Raw genomic sequence first — 20,256 nt, forward strand, 5'->3', positions numbered from 1 at the left:
GAGCACGTCCGGCTCGCCGCGCCGGTCACGACGGTCGACCACTCCGTGATCGCTGTGATGCCGCCGGCCAGCACAACGATGCCCGGCGGTGGTCAGCTGGAAGGCAGGATGATCCACAGTGCGATGTAGATCAGGAACTGCGGGCCGGGCAACAGGCAGGACAACACGAACAGGAGTCGGACCGTCCCGGGTTTCATGCCCCACCGCCTGGCCAGTCCCGCGCAGACGCCTGCGATCCTGCGATTGTCGCTGGGCCTGCTCAACGCCGAAGTCGTCATGTGCCGCTCATCTTTCGTCGTGGTCCACGTCTCGGGTGCGCCCGATGACGTGCGGGTGGTGCCGGGTCGCCGGGCGGTGTCGCCGGGGGGTTCGGGATTCAGCCGAGGTTGTCGGTGTCGAAGGTGCCGCGGCGTGCGGGGTCGCCGGTGTCCAGTTCGGCGTCCTCCTTGAACTGCACCGCGTGTTCTCTCCCTCGTCGAGCGTAGGGGTTCGGGCCGTAGGGACGGTCGGGCGGCGCGGCAGGCGTGTCATTGGGAGTGGCAGCCGGCCGCGCCGGTCTATGGGGTGTCAGACCCTTTTGCGGCCGTACATGCCGGCGGCGAGGGCGATCTGGCTGATCAGTTCGATCCAGTCGATGCCGCGGGTGTCGCCGACACCGAGGGCGTTCGCGATGAAGGTGCCCACGAACGCGGCGGCGATGCCGACGAGGATGGTCAACCAGATCGGGATGTTCAGCTTGCCGGGCAGCGCGAGTCGGGCGAGCGCGCCGATGATGAGGCCGACGACGAGGGCGCTGATGATTCCGGAGACGGGAACGTCCACTCCTTCGAGGGGTTCAGGTGAGCCGCACTACCCCATCAGCCCCCATCAGCGAAAGGGGTCACTCCTCGAAGGCCATGTCCTCGCCGCCGCCGTCGTCCTCGAACACCTCTTCCATGACCTCGCCGACGACCATGCCGCCGACCACACCGGCCGCGACACCACCGACGACCGCGCCAACGCCGGGACCGCGGTGGTGCCCGTGGCGGTGGTCGTCGTCGTGGTGACCGTGCTGCCCGTAGCCCGGCTGCCCATAGCCGGGCTGGCCGTACCCCGGCTGGCCGTAGGCGGGCTGGCCGCCGAACGCGGGGTTGCCGTACGCGCCGTGGCCGGGGGCGTGGCCACCGAAGGCGGAGTGGCCGCCGCGTTCGGCGATCTGCGCCATCCACTGGTTGATCGCACCGGCCCAGTCGGTGTTCATCGCATCCTGGTGCGACACGCGGAAGCGACCGAACACGTCACTGCCGGAGGAGAGCATGCCACCGCGCTTGTCGGCTTCCAGCACGACCACGAGCTCGTGGGGGTTGGTGACGAAGGTCAGCTCGACCTGGTTGATCCGTCCGGCGTACTGGCCGGGCGGGAAGAACTCGATTTCCTGGTAGAAGCTCAGTTCCTGGTTGACGCCGTGGATGCGGCCCGCTTCGACGTCGGCGCTGCGGAACTGGAAACCCAGCTGCCCGAACGCGTCGAGCACACGGTCCTGCGAAGGCAGCGGGCCGACCAGCAGCGGGTCGAGGTCGCCCTTGTCGGGGGCGCCGGAGATGACCAGTTCGGTACGCACACCGACGGTCATGCCGGGCAGCTGCTGCCCACCGACGGCGGTGATCGGGGTCTCCCAGGGGATCGGGAGCTGAAACGGCACCGACATCGGCTGACCCGCCGGGACCCGCACGCCCTGCGCGACGACCACGCGCAGGAACTCCGACACGCCGCCGAACTCGTGGTCGCCGTGCTCGATCTCGACGCGCGTCACCAGCGACAGAACGATCTGGTCGATGTTGGCGTCGTTGCTGCCGCCCTGGATGCGCACCTGACCGGTGATCACCTGGCCGGGAGTGGCGTGCGGGGTGTCCAGGACGGTGTCGACGGACGGTCCGCCGACGCCGAAGGCGCTGAGCATCCGTTTGAACATCAGGGATTTCCTCCGGGAGGGTGGGTGTTCACGTGGTGCGGAGCAAGGGGTCGGTCTCGTCCTCGAAGTCGCCGATCAGCTCTTCGAGGAGGTCTTCCAATGCGGCGATGCCGATGACCCGGTCCTCCGGGTCGGACACCAACGCCAACTGGGCGCGTTCGGCACGCATCGCGGTGACCGCGCTCGCGACCGGCATGGTGGCGGGCAGCGTCACCGCGGGGGCCATCAGGTCGCGGGCGGTCGTCCTGCGGCCCGCGGCGGTGGCGCGCACGGCCTCACGGATGTGCACCAGGCCGAGGAACCGGCCGTCGACGTCCATCACCGGGAACCGGGAACGCCCCGACTCGCGACTGCGGCGCTCGATCGCCAGGGCACTGCTGTGCAACGACACGCTCAGCGTGTCCTCGACGGGCACCATGACCTGGGCGACGGTGGTCTTCTGGAGTTGCAGCATCCGGGTCAGCAGCCGCTGCTGACCCTCGGGGATCAAACCGTGCTCGCCGGACTGCCGCACGAGCATCCGCAGGTCATCCGGTCGGTGGGCCTGCGCCAGCTCGTCCTGCGGCTGGACCTTCATCAACCGCAGCAACCCGTTGGTCACCCCGTTGAGTCCACCGAGGACCCAACGGACCGAGTGGGCGAACGCCCGGAACGGCAATGCGAGCAGGAGCGCGGAACGTTCGGGGTGGGAGATCGCCCACGACTTCGGGGCCATCTCACCCACCACCATGTGCAGGAACACCACCAGCACCAGGCTGAAGGTGAACGCGATCCCGTAGGACACGCCAGACGGCAGCCCGGTCGCCAGCAGCAACGGGTCCACCAGATCGGCCACCGCCGGTTTGGCCAGCGCACCCAAACCCAGCGTGCACAGCGTGATCCCGAGTTGGGCTCCCGCCAGCATCAGCGACAGCTCACGCACACCGGCCACCGCCGCGCGGGCCGCGCGGCTGGTCTCGGCGTCCTGTTCCAGACGGTGCCGCTTGGCGGCGATGAGCGCGAACTCGGCGGCCACGAAGAACGCGTTGGCCACCAACAACACCAACGACACCAGCAACGACCAGGTGGTGCTCATCGGGCATCCTCCCGCGCAACGGTGGGAGCGGCCAGCACCACGGTCGACGGCACGTTGCGCGCGACCGCAGTCACCCGCACCGACACCCCGTCGAAGGTGATCTCGTCGTCCACCCGGGCGGTGCGGCCGAGCCGGCTGAGCACCAGTCCGGACACCGTGTCGTAGGTGTCGTGCTCCGGCAGCTCCACACCGGTGGCGTCGGCGATCTCATCGAGCCGCATCCGGCCGGGCACCCGCCAGGCCCTCTCGCCCAACGGCTCGATGACCTCCTCGACGAGGTCGTCCTCGTCGTGGATCTCCCCGACCAGTTCCTCGGCGAGGTCTTCCAGCGAGACGACCCCGGCGAAGCCGCCGAACTCGTCCACCACGCACGCCAGCTGCCGGCGCTCGGTGCGCAACCGTTCGAGCACCGCCGGCAGCGGCAGCGTCGCGGGCACCACCAGCGCCGGGGAGGCGACGTCGCCGATCGGCGTGTCCGCGCGCCGCTCGGGGTCCACGGTCAACACCTCGGCCAACCCGACCACACCGCGCAGGTCGTCCAAGTCGTCCCCGAACACGGGGAACCGGGAGTGACCGGTGTCCAACAGCTCGACTACCCGAGAGGTGGGCTCATCGGCGCGCACCGCGTGCACCGCCACCCGCGGGGTCATGGCCTGCTCGGCGACCAGCTCCCGGAAGCCCAGACCGCGGTCCAGCAACCGGGACAGCTCCGCGTCCAGGTGCCCCTCGCCACGCGCGTCGGTGATGATCTGCCGCAGGTCCTCCGGCGTAGCGCCCTGCGGCAGCTCCTCCACCGGCTCGATGCCCACCGCGCGCAGCAACCGGTTCGCCGCCGCGTCGAACAGCCGGATCACCGGACCGGCGACCTTCAGGTAGGCCAGCGTGGAGGTGCTCAACGCCTTGGCCAGCGACTCCGGCCGGGCAATCGCGAAGTTCTTGGGCAACAGCTCGCCCAGCACCATCTGCACCACCGTGGCGAACACCAGCGCGACCACCATCGACAGCGACACCGCCACGGCCGGCGACAGGCCGGTCAGCCCCAGCAGGTTCGCCAGACCCGTGCCCAGCAGCGGCTCGGCCATGTACCCGGCGAGCAGCGCCGTCACGGTGATCCCGAACTGGGCGCCGGAGAGCATGAACGACAACTTCTGCGTCACCCGCAGCGCCCGCTCGGCGGCCTTGTCGCCGCCCTCGGCCAACTGCCGCAACCGGCCCCGGTCCACCGCCATATAGGCGAATTCCTGGGCCACGAAGTACCCCGTGGCCACGGTCAGGGCCACGATCGCGAGCAAGCCGGAAAAGATCAACACGGCGCACTCGCCACGAACCGGGAACCTATGATCAGCCGGGTCTCACCCGGCCGACTACTGGAAGGCTCCGTGTCGGCGTCATCAGGCATGCTTAACACTAGCACGTGGCACTGTACGGTTGACGGTGAGTGACCGGAACGAGGAGGTGGCAGTGTCCGAGGTTCTGCTCCGGATCGGCGAACTCGCCGCCCGCGCCCAGGTCAGCCCCCGCACCGTCGACTACTACACCAGCCTCGGCCTGCTCACCCCCGCCAAGCGCACCGCGAGCAACTACCGCCTCTACGACCCCGCCGACATCGACCGCATCCACCTGGTGCAACGCCTGGAGGTCCAGGGCGTGCCGCTGGAGGAGATCGCCGCCGCACTCACCTCCGCCCACGTCGACGTCGCCTCGATCCTGGACCGCATCGACGCCGACCTGCGCACCCTTCAAGCCGTCACGGAGAACGCCTCCCCCGAGGTGCAGGGCCTACTGGCCGTGATCGCCACCAGGGTCCACTCCCTGATCACCGTCGCCCTCCAGATCCCCCCGGATCTGCTCCTGCCCTGAACCCTCCGATCCCCGCCGCAGGCACACCGAGGTGATCGCGTGGTGCTCCACGGCGAGCACCTCGATCGTCCACCCCGACACCGTGGCCCGACGCACCCAGCGCTTCCGGGATGTGCCCAGCAACACCAACACCAGACCGGCGATCGTCGCGTAATCGCCGTCGGGCGCGTCGGGCAGCTCCACCCCCAAGTCGACCAGGTCGTGCGCGTGAAGGTGCCGGGCAGAACCAGCGAACCGTCCTCGGCGGCCCGGACCGCCATCAGGTCGCGATCGGTTTCCGCGTCGGACCGGTCACATCGCGGGACACCGGTATGCAACTCCGGTCCGGCCAGGTGCAGTAGCCCGACCACGAGCACCAGCACGGACACGGATCAGGACGGCCGTCGTCCACGCTCGGGCCCGGGACTGCCGGTTCGTACCAGGGCAGGAGCACCACATCTCCACACTGGAGGAAGCCGTCCGCGCACAGCTGCACCGGTCGCAATGATGAAAGGGTGACCAGGCTTCCTCGGGGAAGAACCGTCCGGCGATCATCGCACAGGGAGTTCGAATCGCTGTCGAGTGGAATCAGCCTCCTGTGACGTCGGAATCGGTGCCCGCCAGGGGCCTGTCTCGGCGGTCGAGGGTGAGTTGGCGGCGGTGGAAGTCGAAGTGCTGTACGGGGAAGCGGTAGAGGTCGGCGAGGGTCATGAAGTCTTGGAAGAACGGGTCCCAGCGGGTCGGGTAGTGCATGCCGCGGGCCAGTTCGGTGTCGGTTTCGCGGTCGAGGCGTCGGTGCAGTTTCGCGATCACGCGGTCGCAGAGTGCGGCCATCTGGCGGCGGCCGAGTGTGGTGCCGCCGAGCCAGGCCCCCGCGTAGTTCACGGCGTCGAACGGCTTGGTTGCGGCGTTGAGCAGGCGGGCGAAGGCCCTGCCGACGCCGGTTGGGAGCCGGTCGAACAGACGCACCAAGGTCAGCAAGGCTCGCATGATGAGGAATCCGAGGAGCATGTGGAACAGCAACTGCCGGTTGTTCCATCGCGTGCCGTTGGACTTGCGTCGCAGGTCTGCGTCGCCGGCGAGCTCCAGGAGCGAGCGGAACGTGGCGCGTGCCCGTTCCATGTCGTCGTGAACCGCCTGCTTGTCCACGTTGCCAGTGTGCCCCTCCTGCACGCTCCCCGCTTTCCCTCCTCGTCAGCCGGCGAACTCGACGCGCATGTCGGTGGGAAGCACCGCACGCACGGTCTCGTGGTCCGAGCTGTGCACGCCGCACAGTTGGATCTCCACTGCGGTCAGGGCGTCGAGCGGGCTGAGGTCGGCGCCTTCGACTCCGGTCAGGTCGAGGACGAGTCGACGCAGCTTGGGCAGTTCGGCGAGTTCGCCGACCTCGGCGGCGGAGAGCGGGCCGAGCACCGACACCGCCTCCAGTGTCGGGAACCGTCGCACGCCGAGAAGCGACCTGGAGCGCGCGGGCGAGTCGACGACCAGCTCGGTCAACGGCAGCGAGTCGGGCACGGTGTACAGCCCTGTGCGCAGGTCACGATGTTTGATCGCCAGCCTGCGCACCCATGCGCCGTCGAACGTGGCCAGTTTGGCCACCGGGCCGCCTGCGTAAGGACGGCCCAGCAGTCGGAGGTCGGTAACCGGCAGTTGGGCCAGCGCGGACAGGTCCTCCAGCGCGCTGTAGCCGGATACGAGCAACGTGTCGAGCCGACCGCAGCCGATGAGGCCGTCGAGCGACCGGCACCTCGTTGGCACGGATCTCCAAGGTGCGCAGGTCCGGCAGCACGGCCAAGGGACGCAGATCGGCCCTCATGTCAGCCAGCTGCAAATCGCCCACGACGAGCACGTGGCGAAGCGTGCGCAAGTGACGCAGTCCCCCGCAGCATGTGCCAGCGGTGGACCTCCAGCACCCGGTCGCCGAAATCAACAGGGCCTAGGTTGTCCGCTGCGTACCGCTCCGAGTATTCGGTGGCTCGCCAGGCGCGCAGGAGCTCGTTGGTGACCGCGCCACCATAGGCGTGCGTGAACGTCTCGATCGTGCCCCAGCCGCCGATGATCGCCAGCACGCGGATGACGTAGGTGGCGATCTCCGCTGGATCGGCACCGGTCTCGGCCGCGAACTCGGCGACCCCGGCCGGTCCCGGCAGCAGTTCCAGCAGGAACGCCCCGCCCGTGCCAGAAGCTCGGCGTCGTCATAGCTGCGTGGCGGAACGAGTTCCCGCACGGTGTTGATCACGTCGACACGCACGTGCTCGGGCTCGATGACGTCCACGTAGCCGAGTGACGCCGCGGCGAGCAAGCGCAGCCGGTGCACCTCGGACGTCGTCCTCTTCCGCTGATCCGCCTTGGCCAACAGGCCGCGCAGCAACTCGCCCGCCTCGTGCGCGCGAGCCTGGGCCGCGGCCATGAAGATCACTTCGTCCAGTTCCTTGGTCACGTCGTGGGCGTTGTCCACGAGGTAGCCGAGGTCGCCCGACTTGACGAAGTCGCCCGCGGCGAGGAAGTCGCGGAAGATGCGGTGCACGAACCTGATCTCGCCCTGGCCTTCGTCGTCGCGCAGCAGCCCGGTCCGTTCCACGAGGTGGCGCAACACCTCCTGCGGGTCGAGGTCCGTGGACCGGAGACCGGTCATCGCGCGCTCGATCCGCCGCACGGCCGCCGTGCGGCTCACCACGTGCTCGCCGTTGCGCACCGTGGGTGCGGCGAACCGTTCGAGCAGCACGACCTTCTCGTGGCCGGTCATCTGCAACTCGGTCTCCACCCGCACACCACGGCGCATGTCCCACTCGCCCAGCAACAGCTCCAGCGCCCGGTAGAGCAGGTCCTTACGGCTGTGCGACAGGTACATGTTCTCGCGGCGGTAGAGCGCGCACAGCAGCGAACACAGCAGCGGGCTCGACACCAGCCTCTGCACGTCCGGCCGGTTCTGAGGCGCCTTCTTGAGCTTGCGCTCGCATTGAGACAGCCATTCGTGCGTCGATTCCGGCTCGCTCACGCGCACGGCGGCGAACCAGTTGCCCACCAGGTCCCGGATGCCCGGCCCGCTCAGCGGCATGACCTCGAACCGCATGAGGTCGGGCTCGCCGGGTTCGGTGGACGCGAGCCAGGTGTCGTCGACCGCGGACGGCCGGGTCGTCACCACGTACCAGGCATCCGGGTAGTTCCGGAGCAGCCCGGACAGCCAGGAACGCACTTCTTCACGGCGCTCCAGCAGGAGTTCGTCGATGCCGTCCACGAGGATCAGCGCCCGGCCCTCGTTGAGCAGGCCGGTGACCCAGCGCTCCGGCTTCTCGCCCGCGAGTGTCGGCGTGGTGACACGGACGAGGTCTTCGGCCAACGGCAGGTCGCGGTCGGCGAACTGGCGCAGCGGCACGAAGAAGGGCACCACGCCCTCCCAGAGGCTGTCGGCGTCCCTCTTCCGGGCACTTTGCGCCGTCACCTGCAAGAAGGTCGTCTTGCCCGCTCCAGCCCGACCCAGCAGCAGGACCCGGCGGGCCTCCGCGATCGTATGGGCCCTGTTGATGCCCTGGCCCGTCAACGCGGTGTCGGCCTCCGAACGCCGTTGCCACCGGTCGATGGACGGCGGCGCGTAGAAGGTGGAGAAGTCGTGCTTGGCCGGACCGCCACCCCGATTGCCGACCTGGAACAACTCGAACCGGGCGAACTGGTTGGCGACCTCGGCGAGGTACCGCTCCTCGAACCGCGCCCGCTCGTCGCGCGCCTGCCGCTCCGGCGCTTCGGACAGCTCGTGCAATGACGATCGGATCCCGTCCAACCCGCCGAGAGCACGTTTGACGTCCGAGCCGATATCAGCCAGACCCGCCGCGACGGCGGACCGCCAGATGCTGTTCACCTGACGGGCGTGCTGGGCGATCTGCTCGCAAGTCTCGAACAGCAACCGGTGGTAGACCTCGGCTTCCACCTCGCTCATGCCGACGACCGAGGCCCCCGGCAGCATCCTCCGCAGCTTGGTGGCGTTGACGACGTCCGCGGGCGCGAGCTGGGCCAGGCGGCCGATCGACGACGCGGACAGCGTCTCGGCGGCGGCCTCCGTGGTGAGGGTCCACTCGGCGTCGGTCAGCCTCGGGAACTCCACGCGCCGCAGCGCCGCCAAGTCCTCGACAGCGGCGGCGATCTGCCGATCGACGTTGCCGAGCCGCCGGTTGCGGCGTTGCAGGGCGCCGTCGACGACCCTGGCCAACACCCACTGGTGCGGCGGGGAGAAAGTCGCCCCCGAGCACTGCGGTCAAAGGATCGGTCACCGTTACCCCCGGCTTGCACGCTCCTGCGGCGATATCACCAAAGTAGCGAAAGGTGAACCCCCGGTGGTGGCGAGACGGACGCAGCCGTCGGCAGCCCGTCCCGCACCCCTCCGCTGCCCGCCCGGCGGGACAAACACCGACGTGACCCCGAAAAACCCACGTTCGACTTCTTGCCCGTTCCGGCTGATGCATACGGGCCGTCGGGAGCCGATTGGATCGCGGCAGGGCGGAACATCCGAAAGCCGTGGCACGCCGACGGAGCGGTACAAGCCGGCATGTCAGGACCCATGACCACCCTCGAACTTCACCATGACCAACATTAAAGCGGACAACAGGCGGATTCTGTCTCCGCGGTACCGGCAACCGCCTGCGAAGAAGGCTTTCCTGAATCGAAGGCATGTGGGTACGGTCAACCATCGACTGGGGATCACTGCGCTTATGTAAACAGTCGAGCTGTCGCAGGCCATCGGATGTCGCAATTCCGTGCACCGTCGTGCGCCGAAGCCATGATGCGGATCTACAGGAGCAGACCGGTGACGTTCGCGCTCCGTCATCGCGCACGGTATGGAGCGAGGCGGGACCATCTGGCATAGCCCCACGCGGTGAGTCCGGCTTCCCGGGGTGTAGACAGCCCTACGGCGACAACGCTCGCGCGAACGAGTCCGTGGTCGCTGACGGCCTGCACGACCGCATGGGATCGGAGGTGGCCCGATGACTGTGAGGCCCGAGTCGGACAGTCCCTCGGCGACGAGGTGCTGGTGCTGCGGGGGCGGCTTCCTAGAGTCGGAACTGGTCAGGCTCGGGGAGCATCCCGAGGTGGGTGTGTGTCTGCGTTGTGCCCGTTGGTTGTGGCGGCGTGCCGTGCGGCGACGTGATGAACTGCGACGTTCGGTGGCCGGAAGGCTGCGGGGTGGAGTCCACGTCGTGCGCGAGGCGGTGATCCGACGGGGATGGCACGAGCGTGGCGCTCTGGGGGTGTTCCTGCGTTGGCTCGACCGGTACCTGCCGTAGCCGCCTGGGGCACAGGGTGGATCAGGCGGGACGGGTTTCCGATGTCGGTTGCAGGAGGGCGCCGAATTCGGTGATGCCGCTTGCCAGGGCTTGTGTCTGGTCGAGCACGGTCGCGGTGATCTCGGGATGGGCGTCGGCCCAGTTGCATGCCGCCTGGGTGCTGGTGAAGAAGTTGATGTATCCGCATGTGCGGTCGGCCGAGGGGCAACAGCCGTCGTCGGTGGCGGTGCCGGCGAGGACGACGGCGGTGTCAGGGGTCCAGGTCGCTTGGTCGCGGTCGACCCGGATGATGATCGTGGCGTCGCTGTCGGGCTCGGTGGAGGTGATGACGACCGGGTGGTCGAGCATGGCGGACATGCCGAGTGCGTCGACGGCGCACATGGCGTAAGTGGTCGGGCCGCCCGCCCAGGTCACGGCGTGGCGTGTCGGCGTGGGCGAGAAGGGGTAGGCGGCGCGGATCCGGCCCCGGTGGTCGACGGCCAGCAGGTCGCACCCGGTCAGTTCACGCAGCGCGGGTTCGAGGTCGATGTCGTGGTCGTGGGTGTAGTCCTCCAGGTCCTGCAGTCCGGGTGGTCGGCCGGTGTCGGCGAAGGCGGCGAGGATCCCGTGGTGGAGCTGACGGGCAGGGGTGGTGAGGCCGGCGGAGGCGCTGCACTTGTTCAACGCCAGGTCTGTCGGTTCGGTCATCGCGGTTCTCCACGGTCGTGGTGGGGTGGAGTCTCAAGATTGGGTCTGCTTCGGGTCAGGATGCGCAGCAGGACAGCGTGGTCACGTCGCGGGTGAAGGTCTGGGCGGCGAGTTTGAGGCCTTCGGCCATGGTGAGGTAGGGGCACCACATGTCGGCCATCTGCGTGACGGTCATGTGGTTGGCCAGGGCGTAGACGGCGGTGGCGATCACGTCTCCGGCGCCGTCGGCGAGGACGTGGGCGCCGAGCAGTCGTCCGGTGTCTTGTTCGGCGACGAGTTTGATCAGGCCGCGGGTGTCCCGGTCGATCAGGGCCCGTGGCACGTGTTGCAGAGGCAGCACCCGGCACTCGCACGCATAGCCCTGTTGGACGGCTTGGGCTTCGGTGAGGCCGGTTGCCGCGATCTGCGGGCTGGTGAACGTCACCCGCGGTAGGTGGTGGTAGCCCAGGGTGCGGTGGGCGTCGTCGAAGGCGTTGTCGGCGACCAGGGTGCCGTGGGCTCCGGCGACGTAGACGAACTGCGGGTGGCCGGTGACGTCCCCGGCGGCCCAGATGCGGGGGTTGGCGGTGCGCAGGTGTCCATCGACGGGCACCTCGCCGCGTGGGCCGGGTGTGACGCCGACGTCGGCCAGGTTGAGTCCGTCGGTGACCGGACGGCGTCCGGTGGCCACCAGCAGCGCCTCGGCCCGGATCTCGCCGTTGGCGCCGGCGGTGCGGGAGTCGAGTACGACCTGGTCGTGCTCGCGTCGGACCGAGCTGACCGCGCTGCCGGTGTGCACGGTGATGCCCTCGTCGGTGAACACGCGCCGGATGCCGGTGGAGATCTCCGGCTCCTCGCCGGGCGCGAGCCGGTCTTCCTGTTCGATGACGGTCACGCGGACGCCGAGGCGGGCGTACAGCTGTGCCTGTTCCAGTCCGACGTAGTTGCCGCCGATGACCGCCAGCGAGCGCGGCAGCGTGGTCTGTTCCATGGCGGTGGTCGAGGTCAGGTAGCCGATCTCGGCCAGCCCTGTGATCGGCGGTGTCCAGGGGGCGGAGCCGGTGGCGACGAGGTAGTGCTCGGCGTGCACTCGGGTCCGGTCGCCTCCGGTGAGGTCGACGTCCAGGGCGGGGCCGTCGACGAAGCGGGCGGTGCCGGTCAGGATCTCCCAGCCGTGGTCGGCGGCGAGGTCGACGTACTTGTCGGTCCGCATCGTGTCCACCAGGGTGCGTTTGGCTCCGGTCACGGCGGCCATGTCCACCCCGTCGGCGGCGGTGCGGATGCCGGGGAACTGCTGGTGCAGCGCGACGTGCCGGGCCTGCGCCGCGGCCAGCAGTGCCTTGGAGGGCACGCAGCCGGTGTTGACGCAGGTGCCGCCGACAGTGCCGCGCTCGATCATGATCACGGTCCGGCCTTTGCGGCGTGCCGCGATCGCCGCCGCGAAGGCGGCGCCACCCGAGCCGATCACCGCGAGGTCGTACCTCATCGGGGCCTCCCACTGCCGGAGCCATGTCGTATCCGCTTAAGCGGATACGACGAGGGTAGCGCGAAGTATCCGCTTGGGCGGATACTTGCCTGCGTGGTGCGGCACGGGAACGCGGAGACGGTCAACTGCGCGGGCGGGGCGGATTGCTGCGCCGGTCCGCTCGGTCTGCTGCCGGAGGTCACGGACGGGGCCGCGGTGCTGGCGAAGTTCTTCCGTGCGCTCGGTGACCCGGCCCGGCTGCGGCTGCTGGAGTTCCTGGTGGCCGGTGAACGGTCGGTCGGCGAGTGCGTTCGGCACATCGGCCTGGTCCAGGGGCGGGTGTCGACCCATTTGGCGTGTCTGGCCGACTGCGGCTACGTCGAGGTCCGCCGGCAGGGCCGCTTCTCCTACTACCGGGTCGCCGATCCCCGGGTGGTCGACCTGGTGCACCTGGCCCGGGCGCTGGCGGCCGACAACGCGGCCGTGCTGGCGGCGTGCCGGCGCATCGACGCCGGTGCGGGGGCGCCCGACGCCGATCGGACCTGAACCGCGCGAGTCGGTCGTCCTCACCTGCAAGGCGTAGTCACGCCTGCGGGATCGGCACGCTGCGTGACCGGGGAGGCCGTTCGTAACTCCGGAAAACGTACCCGTCTGCGGGGTGTGTCGTTGAATGGGTCTGGTTCAGACTGCGCTTCCGGGGGTGCGCCGTTAGGCGCATCGCGGGCGGAGTCTTTGGGGGATGCCTTAGGTCTGTCAGTTGATGCTGCGTCGACCGTCCTTTCGCGGTTCGCGACGCGAGTTGTCGGAATATGAGCTTTCCGCACCACTTGTCGTGACGCGCTTGATTCGTCATGGCATGGAATGAAAGAAGAGGACGAAGTGATGAGTCATCCCGAGCTGGCCACCGCGTTGACCGAGTTGCTGTCGCTGGACCTGCCGCCGGTGGCGCTGTCGAAGGTGGAGGCGCGTCCGGATGGGGTTGTCGACACCGGGCGGCCGGTGCCGTCCAGCTGTGCGATGTGGCGCGTGGCGGAGAAGGGGGTCTTCTACGCCGAGGCCTCGGAGCACTTCAACTGTCCGGTGGGGTCCATGGTGATGGGCTTCGAGCTGCCGGAGAACGTCAATGCCGAGCTGGGCGGCCTGGTTCAGTCGATGTGCGACGCCCAGTACCTGGAGATGTCGGAGGTCGCGAACATCCCGTCGGTGCGCAAGGCGGGCACGGGCGTGGTCTACGGGCCGTTGGCCGATCTGCCGGTCGAGCCGGACGTGGTGTTGATGTGGCTCACCCCGGCGCAGGCGATGATCTACAACGAGGCGTCCGGCAACGCGAACTGGACCGCGGAAGCGGGTCAGGTGTCCGGACGTCCCGGGTGCACCGCGCTGGCGCTGGCGCTGGACTCCGGGCAGCCGCGCATGGCGCTGGGCTGCGTCGGCATGCGCACGTTCACCGGCATCGCGGCCGACCGGATGCTGGCCGTCCTGCCGGGCGCCAAGGTCGGCGAGTTCGTCGAGGCGCTCAAGGTCACGGTGCAGGCCAACGCCGGCATGAAGTCGTTCTACGAGAGCAAGCTGGCCCAGTTCGCCTAAGGGCCTGACGCCGCGCGGTCCCCTGACACCTGGCTCTTGACCAGTCGGCAGTGCCAGGGGATTGCGCGGACCGCCACTTAGGGCCTACTCTCGGTCACATCGACGAAGTTCGATCCCTATATGGATCGACGGTATTCGATGTCGGGGGTGGACGGCTCGTGACAACTGCCGGGCGGGTCATCGGCTTGGAGATCGTGGAGACGCGGTCGTCGGGCGCGCCCCATTGCAGCGTTCCGCTGACCACGCCACGCCTGTCTCACGAGCAGGCTAACGACCTGTCGGTGGTGTTCAAGGCGCTGGCGCACCCGACGCGGGTGCAGCTGATGAACCTGCTGGTGTCCAGCCCGTTCGCGGCCTGTGTCTACGACATCCAGGTCGCGATGGGCATGCCGCAGTCCACGATCAGCCACCACCTCAAGCAGCTGGTCGGCGCCGGCCTGCTGCACCGCCGGCAGCGGGGCAGTTGGGCGTACTACTCGGTGGACCGCGAGGCCATGCGCCGGTTGGGCACGGTGATCGATCTGGGTGACGCGCCCGCGCAGCCGTTGTCGCCGCAGGCACAGGCAGATCCGCCGATCGAGCAGGTCGAGGACGTGTGATGGCGTCGACCACGCCTTCCGCCGCGTTACCGGACGCTGCCAGCGCCGACCGACGACTTCTGTTCGCCGACGAAGCCGGGCGTTGGCTTCACGGCCCGGCCGAGGAGCTGCTTCCCTCTCAGGCACGTCCCGCGGCCGTGCGTCGGACCTGGCTCGTCCTCGCTGTGGTGCTGCTGGCCCTGGCCGGTGTCGCCGCGACCATCGGGACGGTCCTGTGATGCCGATCCTCGCCCGACCACGACGGCGCAGGGTGCCGGTGGTGTTGCAGGCCAGCCGCGCCGAGTGCGGTGTCGCGTGCCTGACCATGGTGCTCAACCACCACGGCCACGCGCTCTCCCCGCAGGAGGTGCGGCGGTTGTGCCCGGTCGGGCGTGACGGGATCAGCGCCGGGATCATGGTCCGTGCCGCCAAGCAGCTGGGCATGCGGGCCGGCGGCTACCCGGCGGTCCCGGCCGTGTTCGACCAGGTGCCGCTGCCGGTGATCGCGCACTGGGAGGACGACCACTTCGTCGTCGTCGAACGCATCTCCGACCGCGGCGTCGACCTGGTGGACCCCCGGCTCGGACGGCGACGGCTTTCACCGGCGGAGTTCTCCGCCGGCCTGGGCAAGGTCGTGCTCGGCATCCGACCCGACGAGGGCGCGAAACCCGACGGCCGGCGCGTGGAACCGTTCTGGCGCCGCTACCTACGCTCGCTGCTCGCCCTGCCCGGCACACGCGGCCTGCTGGCGCAGGTACTTCTGGTCAGCCTGGTCGCGCAGGCGCTCGTCGTCGCGATGCCGCTGGCCACCAAACTCGTCGTCGACGAGACGGCCACCCTGCGCGACTCCTCCCTGATGACCCTGCTCGGCCTGGGCGTGCTGGTCGTGGCCGTCGCGCAACTGGTCACGGGTCTGCTGCGGGCGGCGTTGCTGGTCGCGTTGCAGGGCAGGCTCGACACCCAGGCCCTGCTCGGGTTCAGCGCGCACCTGCTGCGGCTGCCGATGCGGTTCTTCGAGCAACGCAGCACCGGCGACCTGGTGACCAGGTTCGGCAGCATCGCGATGCTGCGCGAGCTGATGACCGGGCAGACCCTGGGTTCGCTGCTCGACGCCGTGCTGGTGCTGACCTACCTCGGCCTGTTGTTCTTCATCGACCTGACCGTGGCGCTCGCGGTGCTGGCCGTCGCCCTCGCCGTGGTGGTGCTGTTGTGGAGCACGACCCGGCTGGTGCGCGAACGCATGGCGCTGGACCTGGCCACGCAGTCCGAAGCCCAGGGCTACCTGGTGGAGATGCTCGAAGGCATGTCCACCGTCAAGGCCGCCGCGGCCGAGGACCGCGCCATGGGCCGGTTGTCGACACTGGTGTCCACCTGGACCTCGGTCACCCTGCGCCGCGGCTACCTCGCCTCCACCATCGACGCGGTCACCTCGACGCTGCGCTTCGTGACGCCGCTGCTGGTGCTGTGGCTGTGCCTGACCAGGGTGCTCGACGGCACCCTGTCACCCGGCACCATGCTCGCGGTCACCTGGCTGGCCGCCGCGATCCTCACCCCGCTGGCCTCGGTCGCGGCCAACAGCCAACGCCTGCAACTGGCCGGCGCGCAGCTGCAACGCCTCGCCGACGTGCTCGACACCGCGACGGAACCACAGCCCGAGTCCGCCAGGGACGCAGCGCCGCTGCGGCTGCGGGGAGCGATCGACCTCGACCGGGTCGGCTTCGGCTACGACCCCTACAGCCCCGCCGTCCTGGACGACGTCACCGTCACCATCCGCCCCGGCCAGCGCGTCGCCGTCGTCGGCTCCACCGGATCGGGCAAGACCACCCTCGGCATGCTCCTGCTCGGCCTCTACACCCCCACCGCGGGCACCATCCGCTTCGACGGCCACGACACCGGCACGCTCGACCCGCGCGCACTGCGCGGCCAGATCGGTGTGGTGCTGCAGGAACCGTTCGTGTTCAGCGGCACCATCCGCGACAACATCACCCTGCACGACCCGGCGATCCCCGACGAGGAGATCGTGCAGGGCGCGCGCCTGGCCGGGCTGCACGACGAGATCACCGGCATGCCCCAGGGCTACGCCACGCGCCTGGCCCAACGCGGCACCGGGCTGTCCGGCGGGCAACGCCAACGCCTCGCCCTGGCACGCGCCCTCGTGCGCCGCCCCGCCGTGCTGCTGCTCGACGAGGCCACCAGCCACCTCGACGCCGTCACCGAGGCCCGGGTCCACCGCAACCTCGCCGACCAGCGCTGCACCCAGATCGTCATCGCCCACCGGCTCAGCACCGTCCGCGACGCCGACCAGATCCTCGTCCTGCACGACGGCCGCCTGGTCGAAACCGGCACCCACGACGAACTGCTCACCCGCGACGGGCACTACACCGCTCTGGTCACCGCACAACTCGACCAGCCCACGACCGCACCGCGCGTGCCCACACCAGCCACCTCCGCGACAGCGGAGACCACCCACGGCAACGGAAGGAGGTGAACCCATCATGGAGGAGATCCTGGAGCTGACCGACACCGAGCTCGACACGGTCATCGGCGGCCAGGGCGACGTCAGCACGTGCGCCGCCACCCCGGACGGCAACTGCGTGTGCAGCGCCACCGTGTAACCCCGACCAACCCAGTGCAGGTGGTCGAGGTGCAACCGGTGGTGAGCGGGCCAGCTTGACCCTGGCCCGCTCACCACCGGCCCTGAACGGGGCCGACCACGTCGACCCCGCGCCCATCCTTCCAGCCACGCATGCCTATGGCAGCCACCCGACAGCCACAGCTTCGCGACGAGCCGTCAACGGACATCGACCACGGGTCTGTTCCGTGATCTTGGAACAGTCCCGCACGCCCGCAGTATCTGGCCGTCGAGCCCAGGAGCACCGAGTGCTGTGTTATCCCGAATCGCCAAGATCGCTGTTTCAGTGCTGTTCCTGTTCGACGTGTTCAACGCCGGTTCCGCGCAAGCTTCCGAATCCGGCGACGTCCACGCTCAAGCCTGCACCATCGTCGACAGCGGGCTCAGCGCGACCTACGTGGACTGGGCTTTCCACCCGAAGCCCCGGGGCGTGGCCTACGTGGCCAACCCAGGTGCCGCAGTGGGTTGCTGAATCAAGGTCTGCGCAAAGGAGCCCGCCCAGAGCTGGGGCGTAGCCTGCCAGGACCATCAGATTCAGGCCGGTGTGCACTACTACATCGGCTTGGTCCACTGGGGCTACTCGTGTGGGGACGTCCGGTCGCGCACCTATTTCACACCGAACGGCGTCGTCCACGAAGGTCCGACTTCTCGATCCAGCTGAGAACTTGGCGGGACCCGCTCAAGCGTGCGAATGATCCCGTGATTGGGCTTCCGTACTTCCAGGCACAATACTGTCCGCCAGTCAGTCGAAGGGCTTGAATGCGATGCGACCCGCTCTGAGCGACCCTCTATGGCGTACTGAACCTTCGAAATTGCCGACCAGCAGCAGGGCAAGGTCGAAGCCGCGGTTGCGGCACAACTCCACCGCACCCACTTCGATGGCATGCGCACCGCCCACAACCGTGACTCTAAGGTTGGAATTCGACGCGTCGACCCGCGCGGCCAGCACCGTACGGCCTCCGAAGTCGAACGTCAGCGGGCTCTCGTAGTCCTCGGTAGTGATCCGGCGAAGACCGGTGTTGCGCACCTGAAGGATCATCATGCTCGCCGACCCCACCAGACCGGGGTCCGACCGACGGTGCCCTTCCCACCAGTCGAGCGCCCCGGGCCCGATCTTGGTGTCGACCATGACGCTGTAGCTGAGCCGCCTGCCCGTGATCATGACACCTGCCCAGTTCGGTGCGTGACACCCACTGCATGCCCAGTCATACGAAGCGATCCCAAGCGAACTCATCGTTGACCAGCAAGCCCGAAGTCCTGTTCGTCTGCGTCCACAACGCCGGCCGCTCCCAGATGGCCGCCGCGCTGCTCCAGCACTACGCCCTCGGCCGCGTCACGGTCCGCTCGGCCGGCTCCGCGCCCGCCGACAAGGTCAACCCGGCCGCCGCCGAGGCACTGGCCGAACTGGGCCTCGACATCACCGCCGAAGTGCCGTCCAAGCTCACCACCGAGGACGTCGAAGCCTCCGACGTGGTCATCACCATGGGCTGCGGCGACATCTGCCCCGTCTTCCCCGGCAAGCGCTACCTCGACTGGGAACTCGAAGACCCGGCCGGCCAAGGCGTCGACGCCGTCCGCCCCATCCGCGACGACATCGACCGCCGCGTCCGCAACCTGCTCGCCGAACTCCTCGACTCAGCCTCGTAGCCGCCGCACGACGTACCGGGCGTCACGCCCGACGCCCCGCAACGTCGCCGACGCGAGGGTGCGCTGCCACTCCAGACCCACGTAACCCAGTCCTCGATGGGTTGTGGACAACCCTTCACGGTGTTGTGGATAGCCGTCGGAGTCCAGCGCCCCCATCGCTTCCAGGTAGCCCAGACCCGGCCGGTAGCCGGTGGCCAGCACGATCGCGTCCACCGGCTCCCGCCTGCCGTCGGCCCAGACGACTTCCGACGCGTCGAGACCGGCGAACATCGGCCTGCGGTCCGGCCGACCGGCCTCGATCGCGGCCCGATACACCCCGGAGTCCAGCACCGGCGTGGAAAACTGCTTCGGCAACCACCGCCCGATCGGCGCCCGATCCACGCCGGTCACCGAATACCACCAGTGCACGTCACGCCCGAGTGGACGCTGCGGCACGAACTTCACCGGCTTCCGGCTCGCCAACGTGACCCATGCGTGGGACGCCAACTCGACCGCGATCTGCACCGCGGAGTTGCCCGCGCCGACCACGACGACCCGCTGTCCCTCGTACGGTGCCGGATCGCGGTACTCCGCCGCGTGCACAACCGACCCAGTGAACCGATCCAACCCCGGCAACGCCGGCCGGTATGGCGTACCGAATCCTCCCGTCGCCGCGATCACCCGACCCGCAGACAGCCGCCGACCACCCTCCAGCGGCACCTCGAACCCTCCGTCACCGGCCACGACCTTCTCCACCCGGCACCCCGTGCGGATGTCGACCTGGAGCCGCTCCGCGTACCGGGCCAGGTAGTCGACCACCTCGTCCCGATGCGGATAACGCTCCGGATCACCACCGAAGGGCAGCCCCGGCAACGAGCTGAACCCGGCCGGTGAGAACAAGGCCAGGCTGTCGTAGTACCCCGCCCACGACCCCGTCGGCCGCTTCCCCGCCTCCAGCACCACAGGACGCCCGCCCGCGGCCTTCACCGCCCACGCGGCAGCCAGACCCGACTGACCGCCACCGATCACAACCCACTCATCCATCGACATAGCTCGATATTATCGGATATTCGCGAAATGACGACAGGTCTGCGACCCTGACTTCGTGGTCGAACTGGGCGAGACCTCCCGCCGCTTCCTCAAAGCGCTGGCCAGCGAGACCAGGCAGCAGCTCATGCTGGAGTTCGCAGGCGACACCGAACTCACCGTGGGCCAGCTCGCCGGACGAGCGGGCATCGCCCACTCCACCGCCTCCGAGCAACTGTCCCTGCTCCGCCAAGGCGGCCTGCTCACCTCGCGCCGCGAAGGCAAGACCGTCCACTACCGCGCCAACCCCACCGGCATCACCACCGCGCTCGCCGAACTCCAGGCAGTCCTGGCAGTCTGCTGTCCACCCACTGCGGAATCGGCGCGGAGCGAGTGAGGGTGCGTCTCAGACGCTGTCGCCGACACCTCCGGTGACAGCGTTGCGTAACTGCCCGCTCCCAGCGTGTGCGTTCGCACCTTGACGCAACCGAATGGGCTGGTGCAGCCGGGTGGTCTTACGTGCGGATGTGTGGCA

23 protein-coding genes are annotated in these 20,256 nt (G+C 68.9%); 10 read left to right on the forward strand and 13 right to left on the reverse strand.

Annotated features, from left to right (window positions below):
• Window positions 1-92: 92 nt before the first annotated feature.
• The 5 genes from OQ02_RS24140 to OQ02_RS24160 form a co-directional block, all read right to left on the reverse strand.
• Entirely contained in the window at window positions 93-278 is a 186-nt protein-coding gene (locus tag OQ02_RS24140; RefSeq protein ID WP_033440842.1) for a PspC domain-containing protein, read from the reverse strand.
• Between the two features lie 289 nt (window positions 279-567).
• Window positions 568-822 carry a GlsB/YeaQ/YmgE family stress response membrane protein gene (locus tag OQ02_RS24145; RefSeq protein WP_033440843.1) on the reverse strand — a complete coding sequence of 85 codons (255 nt, stop codon included), beginning with the start codon at window positions 820-822 and terminating at the stop codon, window positions 568-570.
• A gap of 58 nt (window positions 823-880) precedes the next feature.
• A complete protein-coding gene (locus OQ02_RS24150) occupies window positions 881-1,951 on the reverse strand; it encodes a sporulation protein (RefSeq protein WP_033440844.1) in 1,071 nt (356 codons plus the stop codon).
• Between the two features lie 28 nt (window positions 1,952-1,979).
• On the reverse strand, window positions 1,980-3,026 hold the full coding sequence (locus OQ02_RS24155) for a hemolysin family protein (RefSeq protein WP_033440845.1): 1,047 nt from the start codon (window positions 3,024-3,026) through the stop codon (window positions 1,980-1,982).
• Window positions 3,023-4,318: a hemolysin family protein gene (locus OQ02_RS24160; protein WP_231500197.1), complete on the reverse strand. Its 1,296-nt coding sequence runs from the start codon at window positions 4,316-4,318 to the stop codon at window positions 3,023-3,025. Before OQ02_RS24160 ends, OQ02_RS24155 begins: the two co-directional genes overlap by 4 nt.
• 169 nt (window positions 4,319-4,487) lie before the next feature.
• Between OQ02_RS24160 and OQ02_RS24165 the strand changes: the two genes are divergently transcribed.
• A complete protein-coding gene (locus OQ02_RS24165) occupies window positions 4,488-4,886 on the forward strand; it encodes a MerR family transcriptional regulator (protein ID WP_033440847.1) in 399 nt (132 codons plus the stop codon).
• Here the strand turns inward: OQ02_RS24165 and OQ02_RS46005 are convergent.
• The 6 genes from OQ02_RS46005 to merA all read right to left on the reverse strand — a co-directional run bounded on the left by OQ02_RS46005 (window position 4,806) and on the right by merA (window position 12,293).
• Window positions 4,806-5,069 (reverse strand): transporter associated domain-containing protein, encoded by a 264-nt coding sequence (locus OQ02_RS46005; protein ID WP_331281551.1) that lies wholly within the window; start codon window positions 5,067-5,069, stop codon window positions 4,806-4,808. The two genes, OQ02_RS24165 and OQ02_RS46005, sit on opposite strands and share 81 nt — an antisense overlap.
• A gap of 384 nt (window positions 5,070-5,453) precedes the next feature.
• Complete coding sequence (locus OQ02_RS24170; protein WP_033440939.1) at window positions 5,454-6,014, reverse strand: DinB family protein; 561 nt, start codon at window positions 6,012-6,014, stop codon at window positions 5,454-5,456.
• Between the two features lie 45 nt (window positions 6,015-6,059).
• Window positions 6,060-6,623, reverse strand: coding sequence for a hypothetical protein (locus OQ02_RS24175; protein ID WP_033440848.1), 564 nt, complete (start codon window positions 6,621-6,623; stop codon window positions 6,060-6,062).
• Window positions 6,624-6,801: 178 nt separating this feature from the next.
• Entirely contained in the window at window positions 6,802-9,069 is a 2,268-nt protein-coding gene (locus OQ02_RS41230; protein WP_156077267.1) for an NACHT domain-containing protein, read from the reverse strand.
• Window positions 9,070-10,162: 1,093 nt separating this feature from the next.
• Window positions 10,163-10,828, reverse strand: a complete 666-nt coding sequence (locus OQ02_RS40215) for an alkylmercury lyase family protein (RefSeq protein WP_051772733.1) — start codon at window positions 10,826-10,828, stop codon at window positions 10,163-10,165.
• A gap of 55 nt (window positions 10,829-10,883) precedes the next feature.
• A complete protein-coding gene (merA, locus tag OQ02_RS24190; protein WP_033440849.1) occupies window positions 10,884-12,293 on the reverse strand; it encodes a mercury(II) reductase in 1,410 nt (469 codons plus the stop codon).
• Window positions 12,294-12,386: 93 nt separating this feature from the next.
• Between merA and OQ02_RS24195 the strand changes: the two genes are divergently transcribed.
• The 7 genes from OQ02_RS24195 (at window position 12,387) to OQ02_RS24215 (ending at window position 17,541) form a co-directional block, all read left to right on the forward strand.
• On the forward strand, window positions 12,387-12,818 hold the full coding sequence (locus tag OQ02_RS24195) for an ArsR/SmtB family transcription factor (RefSeq protein WP_231500198.1): 432 nt from the start codon (window positions 12,387-12,389) through the stop codon (window positions 12,816-12,818).
• 336 nt (window positions 12,819-13,154) lie between these two features.
• Window positions 13,155-13,859 carry a DUF169 domain-containing protein gene (locus OQ02_RS24200; RefSeq protein ID WP_033440850.1) on the forward strand — a complete coding sequence of 235 codons (705 nt, stop codon included), beginning with the start codon at window positions 13,155-13,157 and terminating at the stop codon, window positions 13,857-13,859.
• Window positions 13,860-14,017: 158 nt separating this feature from the next.
• Entirely contained in the window at window positions 14,018-14,458 is a 441-nt protein-coding gene (locus tag OQ02_RS24205; protein ID WP_156077268.1) for an ArsR/SmtB family transcription factor, read from the forward strand.
• Complete coding sequence (locus tag OQ02_RS44025; RefSeq protein WP_156077269.1) at window positions 14,458-14,676, forward strand: hypothetical protein; 219 nt, start codon at window positions 14,458-14,460, stop codon at window positions 14,674-14,676. The genes OQ02_RS24205 and OQ02_RS44025 overlap by 1 nt, the downstream gene beginning before the upstream one ends.
• Window positions 14,676-16,925 (forward strand): peptidase domain-containing ABC transporter, encoded by a 2,250-nt coding sequence (locus OQ02_RS24210; RefSeq protein WP_081915905.1) that lies wholly within the window; start codon window positions 14,676-14,678, stop codon window positions 16,923-16,925. Before OQ02_RS44025 ends, OQ02_RS24210 begins: the two co-directional genes overlap by 1 nt.
• A gap of 7 nt (window positions 16,926-16,932) precedes the next feature.
• Window positions 16,933-17,052 (forward strand): bacteriocin, encoded by a 120-nt coding sequence (locus OQ02_RS44030; RefSeq protein ID WP_156077270.1) that lies wholly within the window; start codon window positions 16,933-16,935, stop codon window positions 17,050-17,052.
• 270 nt (window positions 17,053-17,322) lie between these two features.
• On the forward strand, window positions 17,323-17,541 hold the full coding sequence (locus OQ02_RS24215) for a hypothetical protein (protein WP_156077271.1): 219 nt from the start codon (window positions 17,323-17,325) through the stop codon (window positions 17,539-17,541).
• Between the two features lie 270 nt (window positions 17,542-17,811).
• Here OQ02_RS24215 and OQ02_RS24220 read toward each other — a convergent pair whose 3' ends face one another.
• Window positions 17,812-18,231, reverse strand: a complete 420-nt coding sequence (locus OQ02_RS24220) for a hypothetical protein (RefSeq protein WP_033440852.1) — start codon at window positions 18,229-18,231, stop codon at window positions 17,812-17,814.
• Window positions 18,232-18,305: 74 nt separating this feature from the next.
• On the opposite strand from OQ02_RS24220, the gene OQ02_RS24225 reads away from it, so the two are divergent.
• Entirely contained in the window at window positions 18,306-18,716 is a 411-nt protein-coding gene (locus OQ02_RS24225) for an arsenate-mycothiol transferase ArsC (protein ID WP_033440853.1), read from the forward strand.
• Here OQ02_RS24225 and OQ02_RS24230 read toward each other — a convergent pair.
• Window positions 18,705-19,739, reverse strand: coding sequence for a flavin-containing monooxygenase (locus OQ02_RS24230; RefSeq protein WP_197043467.1), 1,035 nt, complete (start codon window positions 19,737-19,739; stop codon window positions 18,705-18,707). The two genes, OQ02_RS24225 and OQ02_RS24230, sit on opposite strands and share 12 nt — an antisense overlap.
• 61 nt (window positions 19,740-19,800) lie before the next feature.
• On the opposite strand from OQ02_RS24230, the gene OQ02_RS24235 reads away from it, so the two are divergent.
• Entirely contained in the window at window positions 19,801-20,118 is a 318-nt protein-coding gene (locus OQ02_RS24235) for an ArsR/SmtB family transcription factor (RefSeq protein WP_033440855.1), read from the forward strand.
• Window positions 20,119-20,256 lie beyond the last annotated feature (138 nt).

The sequence above is a fragment of the Saccharothrix sp. NRRL B-16314 genome (genome assembly GCF_000716595.1).
Classification (GTDB): domain Bacteria; phylum Actinomycetota; class Actinomycetes; order Mycobacteriales; family Pseudonocardiaceae; genus Actinosynnema.

Coding starts and splice junctions, on each gene's coding strand:
- OQ02_RS24140 (WP_033440842.1), bottom strand. CDS start 278: ATGACGACTTCGGCGTTGAGCAGGCCCAGCGACAATCGCAGGATCGCA.
- OQ02_RS24150 (WP_033440844.1), bottom strand. CDS start 1,951: ATGTTCAAACGGATGCTCAGCGCCTTCGGCGTCGGCGGACCGTCCGTC.
- OQ02_RS24155 (WP_033440845.1), bottom strand. CDS start 3,026: ATGAGCACCACCTGGTCGTTGCTGGTGTCGTTGGTGTTGTTGGTGGCC.
- OQ02_RS40215 (WP_051772733.1), bottom strand. CDS start 10,828: ATGACCGAACCGACAGACCTGGCGTTGAACAAGTGCAGCGCCTCCGCC.
- merA (WP_033440849.1), bottom strand. CDS start 12,293: ATGAGGTACGACCTCGCGGTGATCGGCTCGGGTGGCGCCGCCTTCGCG.
- OQ02_RS24200 (WP_033440850.1), top strand. CDS start 13,155: ATGAGTCATCCCGAGCTGGCCACCGCGTTGACCGAGTTGCTGTCGCTG.
- OQ02_RS44025 (WP_156077269.1), top strand. CDS start 14,458: ATGGCGTCGACCACGCCTTCCGCCGCGTTACCGGACGCTGCCAGCGCC.
- OQ02_RS24210 (WP_081915905.1), top strand. CDS start 14,676: ATGCCGATCCTCGCCCGACCACGACGGCGCAGGGTGCCGGTGGTGTTG.
- OQ02_RS44030 (WP_156077270.1), top strand. CDS start 16,933: ATGGAGGAGATCCTGGAGCTGACCGACACCGAGCTCGACACGGTCATC.
- OQ02_RS24220 (WP_033440852.1), bottom strand. CDS start 18,231: ATGATCACGGGCAGGCGGCTCAGCTACAGCGTCATGGTCGACACCAAG.
- OQ02_RS24230 (WP_197043467.1), bottom strand. CDS start 19,739: ATGGATGAGTGGGTTGTGATCGGTGGCGGTCAGTCGGGTCTGGCTGCC.